General features: G+C 52.6%; 6 protein-coding genes and 1 pseudogene. 3 read left to right on the plus strand and 4 right to left on the minus strand.

Annotation, left to right across the window (positions count from 1 at the left end; genetic code table 11):
• Positions 1 to 355 precede the first annotated feature (355 nt).
• Positions 356 to 1,348: an IS5 family transposase gene (locus GWQ27_RS22100; protein WP_275908330.1), complete on the plus strand. Its 993-nt coding sequence runs from the start codon at positions 356 to 358 to the stop codon at positions 1,346 to 1,348.
• Between the two features lie 134 nt (positions 1,349 to 1,482).
• Here the strand turns inward: GWQ27_RS22100 and GWQ27_RS22105 are convergent, their stop codons facing one another.
• The 3 genes and pseudogenes from GWQ27_RS22105 to GWQ27_RS22115 all read right to left on the minus strand — a co-directional run.
• Positions 1,483 to 2,022: a hypothetical protein gene (locus GWQ27_RS22105; RefSeq protein ID WP_275908331.1), complete on the minus strand. Its 540-nt coding sequence runs from the start codon at positions 2,020 to 2,022 to the stop codon at positions 1,483 to 1,485.
• Between the two features lie 100 nt (positions 2,023 to 2,122).
• Complete coding sequence (locus GWQ27_RS22110; RefSeq protein ID WP_212540510.1) at positions 2,123 to 2,749, minus strand: hypothetical protein; 627 nt, start codon at positions 2,747 to 2,749, stop codon at positions 2,123 to 2,125.
• A 170-nt stretch (positions 2,750 to 2,919) separates the two neighbouring features.
• Positions 2,920 to 4,602 (minus strand): annotated as a pseudogene (locus GWQ27_RS22115) (replication endonuclease); the annotation flags it as partial.
• Between the two features lie 79 nt (positions 4,603 to 4,681).
• Between GWQ27_RS22115 and GWQ27_RS22120 the strand changes: the two are divergent.
• A complete protein-coding gene (locus GWQ27_RS22120; RefSeq protein WP_275908332.1) occupies positions 4,682 to 5,710 on the plus strand; it encodes a tyrosine-type recombinase/integrase in 1,029 nt (342 codons plus the stop codon).
• A 110-nt stretch (positions 5,711 to 5,820) separates the two neighbouring features.
• Here GWQ27_RS22120 and GWQ27_RS22125 read toward each other — a convergent pair whose 3' ends face one another.
• Complete coding sequence (locus GWQ27_RS22125) at positions 5,821 to 6,045, minus strand: hypothetical protein (protein WP_275908333.1); 225 nt, start codon at positions 6,043 to 6,045, stop codon at positions 5,821 to 5,823.
• Between the two features lie 303 nt (positions 6,046 to 6,348).
• On the opposite strand from GWQ27_RS22125, the gene GWQ27_RS22130 reads away from it, so the two are divergent.
• Positions 6,349 to 6,475, plus strand: a 127-nt coding sequence (locus tag GWQ27_RS22130) for a pyruvate kinase (RefSeq protein WP_265177126.1), incomplete at its 3' end; no start/stop codon positions are given.

Consider the following 6,475-nt stretch of genomic DNA (forward strand, 5'->3'; position numbering starts at 1 on the left):
TCAATCTGCTCGACCAGCGCCAGTTTAAAAGTCAGCGAGTAATCGCGCTGTGTCCGTTTCACACCTTGTCCCATCGGGCTCTCCATTTATGTGGGGGAAAGGTGTAAACCATATTCAGGACGGGACAACTGGTTCAAAGAAGGAGTGTCGCGAAGCAGGCTGCCAGGAAGACAAAACTCATCAGGGTTGATAGGACAACAAGCCATCGCAGTCCGGTAGGGCATTTGTAACGTTTTGAATCGAACATCAGTACGACCCCATACCGATGAAATCTTGTAAAGCGATTAAGGAAGGTGCGAACAAGTCCCTGATTTGAGATCATGAGCCCCACTTGGCATCAGTGATGAGGTTCAGCATGAGTCACCAGCTCACCTTCGCAGATAGCGAGTTCAATGGTAAACGCCGCAAAACCCGCAAAGAGATATTCTTGGCTCGCATGGACGCTTTGCTCCCATGGTCAAGGATGCTGGAGGTCATCGAACCCGTTTATCCCAAGGCAGGTAACGGGCGTCGTCCCTACCCACTCGACACCATGCTCCGCATTCACTGCATGCAGCAGTGGTACAACCTCAGCGACGGCGCCATGGAAGATGCTCTCTACGAGATTGCCTCGATGCGTCTGTTTGCCAAACTCTCCCTGGACCAGGCCATCCCTGACCGCACTACCATCATGAATTTCCGGCATCTGCTGGAGCAGCACCAACTGGCACGCCAACTATTCGAGGCCATCAACCAGTGGCTCCGTGATGCGGGCTTCATGATGAAGCAAGGCACGCTTGTCGATGCCACCATCATCGAAGCCCCCAGCTCCACCAAAAACAAGCGTGGAGAGCGTGACTCCGAGATGCATCAGACCAAGAAAGGCAATCAGTGGTATTTCGGCATGAAGGCTCATATAGGCGTCGATGCCAAGAGTGGCCTGACTCATAGTCTGGAGACCACGTCAGCCAACGAGCACGACCTCAATCAGGTCGGTAATCTGCTCCATGGCAAGGAAGCGTTTGTGTTCGCTGACGCAGGATATCAGGGGGCTGAAAACCGTGAAGAACTGGCCGATGTGAAGGTTGAGTGGGCGATTGCCATGCGCCCTGGCAAGCTCAAGGAACTTAAAAAACATCCTCGTAAAAACAAGTCGGTGATTATCTTTGAGAAGCTCAAATCCAGCGTCCGCGCCAAGGTGGAACACCCATTCCGGCTCATCAAACGTCAGTTTGGTTTTGTGAAAGCACGGTACAAAGGACTCTGGAAGAACGATAACCAACTGGCGATGTTGTTCATGCTGGCGAACCTGTTTCGAGTGGACCAGATGATACGGGCATGGGATAGCTGTGCCCAAAAATCGAAATAAGCCTCGGAGATGAGGGGAAATAGCGCTTAAAAGACCGGTTTGGGCGGTAAAAAGTCAAAATCTCGGAGTAATGAGTATTTCAAATGTGGCAAGGGGTTGATAGTGAAGGTACGACCCACTTGTTCGCACCTTCCTTAACTATTTTTTAAGCCGTTTTCTGTTCTTTGCTTCCTTATTTTTTCTTTGTTACTAGAGACATAATCGCGAAACTCAATGAAGTTGGCTTCAACTTCAGCATGAATTTTCTTGTTTGATGACTTTGGTGTGAAACCATCTGGATTTTCAGCATTCCATTTAATAGCTTTCTCTACCAATACAACCCAGTGATTAGGATCTTGTCCTGCGTACTCATTAATGGGGGTGCCAACTATATTTTGCAATGATGAGTAAAGCGCGGGTTCGCCTGATGGTTCAATGTCGGGATTTGCCATTAAGTGTGCTCTAAACCTAATTTGTCCCACGTAATACCATTTTACAGCATCATCTAATTTACCATCATTAAATAGTTTTGCAGCTAAAACAATATAGTTTACTGGGTGTTTTTCTGTTATATCATGCTTTATTTCATCTATGGATTGATTAGTTAGTTCATTGTTTGGAATTGATTTTATTTTAGTTGCACACGCACTTAAAAATAGAACTAAACACAATATAAAAACATTGCTTTTTTTCATATCTCTTTCCCTTGAGTAGATAAATATTTAAAGTATCGCACATTACATCGGAATCAAATTACATGAACATTTGTCTGCCTAATGTTCGCGTAATTGGAGATTAAGCCGTTGCGCTTGAATGCACTTTTGGTATGAATGCATTGTGAAACGCTGCAACAACGGATCGTGGTGTGAGTACTCTTACAATTGAAGTATTTGGTATGGCTGCCGCTTTACCATAACCTTGGAAGGTCCAAGGCAAGAAGCGACCATTGTTGACCAAGTAGGCGAGACCTTCATGCTCAAACATAGTTCCACTTGGAAGACAAGATGCTTCAGCTTCATATGTGACCTTTGCACCGCCTCTGATGGCTCGTTCTTCGTGTAAACGCGTATCAAGCGTCTTCATGGAAAAGCCATAATGTTGCTCTATTGGAACATTGGCAGCAAGCCAGGCTGCCTTGAATTCATTACTACGCTCTCTCTGGCAGTGGGTACAGGGGCGATGGCCGGCAGCAAAGGCTGTCGCTTCATCCAAGAAGAACAACTCTGAATAATTCCCGGGAGAAAAAGGCTGTGCTCTCCTGATCTCCTTGTAGTGGAGAAGACAGGTAACCCAAGACTTATGAGACCAATGCTTGACGATGCGGTTTTCAGCGTTGTGCAGGATTCCCCTGTTACCCATCAGCTCGCCGCGGTCGGGTACCGCTACCAACTTTCCCCAAGGGTCAACTCTATTTTGTAGCACAGAACCTCCATTTTTGAGCAGTATCCTAATGCTCCGTTTAAAAAGCAATTAACAGCATTCAAACTAACCAGTCGTAACGACGAGCACCCACTAAAACTAAAAAAGTCAAGCTTTAACTGTCTCGCTTTAATGCTTTTCTATACGTAAATTACGTTATAAGCAATCTTGCACTACATTCTACTGTATATGCATAAAGACTCATATGGGGTGCTGCTATTCCGTTCCTGCTGCCACTCCGGCGTATCCAGCCCCTCCAGTACTAACCACATCTCGGACTAATAGGGTTCGGGCAGCATCTCTATCCAGCTGCGGGCGCCAGCATGGCCCTTCACCTGGTACACCTTGCCGCACAGCTCAACCAGCATCGGCCAATCTTGGTCATCAGCCGAGATCGCGTATTCATCCGTTCCAGCCTGTTCGGCTTGGCACAGGCCCTCTGGCAGCCAATCCGGCTCGCTCGGGAACGCTCGGCACGACTGTAGTTGGCCGTTCTCAAGCCAGAGGGTGAAACCGTCCGCGCTGACGCTGGCGCCAGCCCGCAAACGCTCGATGGAGAAGGGCGATAACCCCCATTGCTCTGCCATCAACTGATCCGCGAACGCCGCTGGATCCGGCCGCGTACAGTTATTGTCAGAGCTCCAAGGAGCCGGGCTGTCGCCCGACTGAACCCCAACACCCCAGCCCGGCGGCCTTGGTGGCCTCATGGGTGCCTGCGGGCACCACTTCCCACCCTTGTAGGCGGGTCTTGATACCCAAGCGCGCGGTGTGCAGTCCCATCAGGCGTTTGATGTCTTCGCCGTAGCAGTTGGCCTGCTCCTCGATGAGGTGGGCCAGTTTGATGGGGTGCTCGGCACGGGTAGATAGGGCCCCGCCCATGGCCTGGATATAACAGCGGAAGATGCCGTTATCTGCGGCATAGCGGGCCGCCTCAAAGCGCGGGTCTTGTAGCACCGGCTCGGGGGCCCCACCAGATCGCCATGCTTCTTGGCATTTCTGATGCGGCGCAGCTCGCGCCATACCCCGACCGGGGCGCCGCCAATTTGCTGGAAGGTGCGGATCCCCCACCAACTCGCCCAGGCGCAGGCATGCTGGGCGCCTATGTCTGCTTTGGTGCCGGCTTCGTCATCACCATCAACGTGCTCGCCATCGATGTTCTTGGCGATATAGGCGGCGATGTAACCGGTGGCATCCCCCTTGGCCAGGTCGATCTCCTTGCAGTCAAAGCGAGGTGTGATGTCGGTGAAGGGGATCCCCTGGTTGTTGCGTTCCAGCTCCTGGTGGTCATGGCTCAGGGCGTAATGCTGCAGGGGGCTGATCACCCGCCACTTGTCGGCCGGGCGCATAAACAGCAGCAGGTGCCAGTGCTGTGTGCCGTCATGGTGCAGCTCGCAGACCCGAAAGCCATAGACGGGGGTATCGCTCCGCTTGAGGGCGGCTCGGGTCAGACTCCACAGCTTGGCCAGGTAGGTGCAGGTTTCGCGTGGGGTGGCGCCGGAATACCGCTTGTTCTCAATGGCCCGGCCGTTGCGTTGCTGTGTCCAGGAGTGAAATTTGCTCGGGGCTGTCCAGGTGAAGAAGACGCCCACATGACCCTGCTCCTCGGCGTAGTCCTCAAAGCCGCGCATGCGGGTCATCATTTCATTGCGGCGGTTGACCGGATTGGAGGTGCTGGCCTCCCAGCAATCCTTCATCGACACGACCAGATCGTACTGGGCGTTCATCACCTCCGACTCGGCCAGCCAGCTCATCATGGCTCGCTTGCGCTCGCGCACCACCTTCATGGTGGCGTTCGAGATATAGGCGGACACCCCTTTGCACACCTTGCCGAGCAAAATGGCGATGTGTGATCTCAGTGAGAGTGCAGTGGTCGGGTGCGGTACCGATGCGCAGGCCGCAGGGATGGGTGAGCGCCTTCCTATATAAGGAGGGGCAATGAGCATCAAATCCACGCCTGAGGGGTACCTGGTCGATATCCGCCCGCAGGGGATGGAGGGCAAGCGGATCCGCAAGCGCTTCAAGACCAAGTCCGAGGCACAGCAGTTCGAACACTGGGTGATCGCCACCGAGCATAATAAAGAGTGGGTTGATCGCCCGGCAGACAACCAGCCGCTCACTGAGCTCATAGAGCTCTGGTGGCGCTACCATGGCCAGACCCTGAAAGCAGGGGAGGCGGTACGCAAGAAACTCCACAATATAGATGCTGCTTTGCGTCATCCGCTGGCAAGGCAATTGACCCGGGCGCTGTTCTCCGAGTATCGGGCGCAGCGACTGCACGCTGGCCGTCAGCCCAAGACGGTCAACCGTGAGCAAGAGATGCTGGGTGGGGTGTTCTCGGTACTCATTGATCTCGGCCATTACCACCATGAACATCCGCTCAAAGAGATGAAGAAGGTCAAACTGGTTGAGCGGTCGATGGGCTACCTGACCCAGGAAGAGATCGGCGAAGTCTTGGCCGCGTTATCGGGGGATAACCTGAAGGTGGTCAAACTCTACCTGGCCACGGGGGCGCGTTGGAGTGAGGCAGCCAATCTGCGCCGCGAGGATGTGCTGGCCGGTCGGGTGACCTACATCAACACCAAGAATGGCAAGAACCGCACAGTGCCGATCTCTGCCGAGCTGACTAAAGAGATAACAAACGGGCTAAACCGGAGCCCGCTATTCCGTGACCTCGACTATATGTTGGTGCGTGAGGTGATCAAGTCAGTGGCACCGGATCTGCCAGCAGGGCAGGAGGTGCATGTGTTTCGGCACACTTTTGCATCACATTTCATGATGTCGGGTGGAAACATCCTCGCGCTGCAAAAAATTTTGGGCCATCACAACATTCAGCAGACCATGACCTATGCCCACTTCGCACCGGACTACCTGAGTGATGCTGTGCGCTTCAACCCGCTGGAAAATCCGCTGCCACCACATGACAAAATGTCCACAAATTGCCCCAAACAGGGTCATCTGGGGTGACCAAGCGTCACCCCCTGTAGTACTTAACTCATTGATTGTCATCTAAGTAATTGTTTTTATTGGATATAGCAAGGCGGCTCGGCCTCCCTTTCTTGCTCATCACACGGTTTTCAGCGGGATTGTGGATGCCAGCCAAGCAGAGTGGCCTGACGCAGCTCTTGCCAGGCTGGGCGGGAGAGAAGGGGTTCACTGGCCGCCAGCATCTGGTGCAATTCGGCGAGCTCAAGGGCGCTGACGCCCCCATCCAGAGGTGCTGGATCATCCGGCCAGCAGCTGGCGGGCAGTGCCTGCATCCCGAGCAGGGCGAGAGAGAGTATCAGCAGATAGGGCGCCATATTGCAGCTCTCATGTTCAGTCACAGTGTCTATTCTTGTCGAGACTGATGACGGCTTGATGACAGGGAAGGATCGTCATTTTACAACATCTGACGAGGCTGACTGGCTCCGAGACACATATGGCAACATTTATGCCAGATCTGCGAAAACCAGTTAATTTATGCCCTAAAAAGTAACCGGGAGGAAAACGTTATCCCTGAAAAGAAAACGTTATCTGGTCAAAACGTTGTTTCTGGATCATAAAAAGTATCCAAAAACTGGTGTATATTGCACGGCGGAAACTCCTTAACCATGAAGACTGACATGAAAAAGACCAAAATCGTCTGCACCATAGGTCCCAAGACCGAATCCAAAGAAATGCTGGCTAAAATGCTGGATGCCGGCATGAACGTCATGCGCCTGAACTTCTCCCACGGCGATTACGCCGAGC

Source organism: Aeromonas sp. 5HA1, assembly GCF_029237245.1.
GTDB lineage: Bacteria > Pseudomonadota > Gammaproteobacteria > Enterobacterales > Aeromonadaceae > Aeromonas > Aeromonas salmonicida.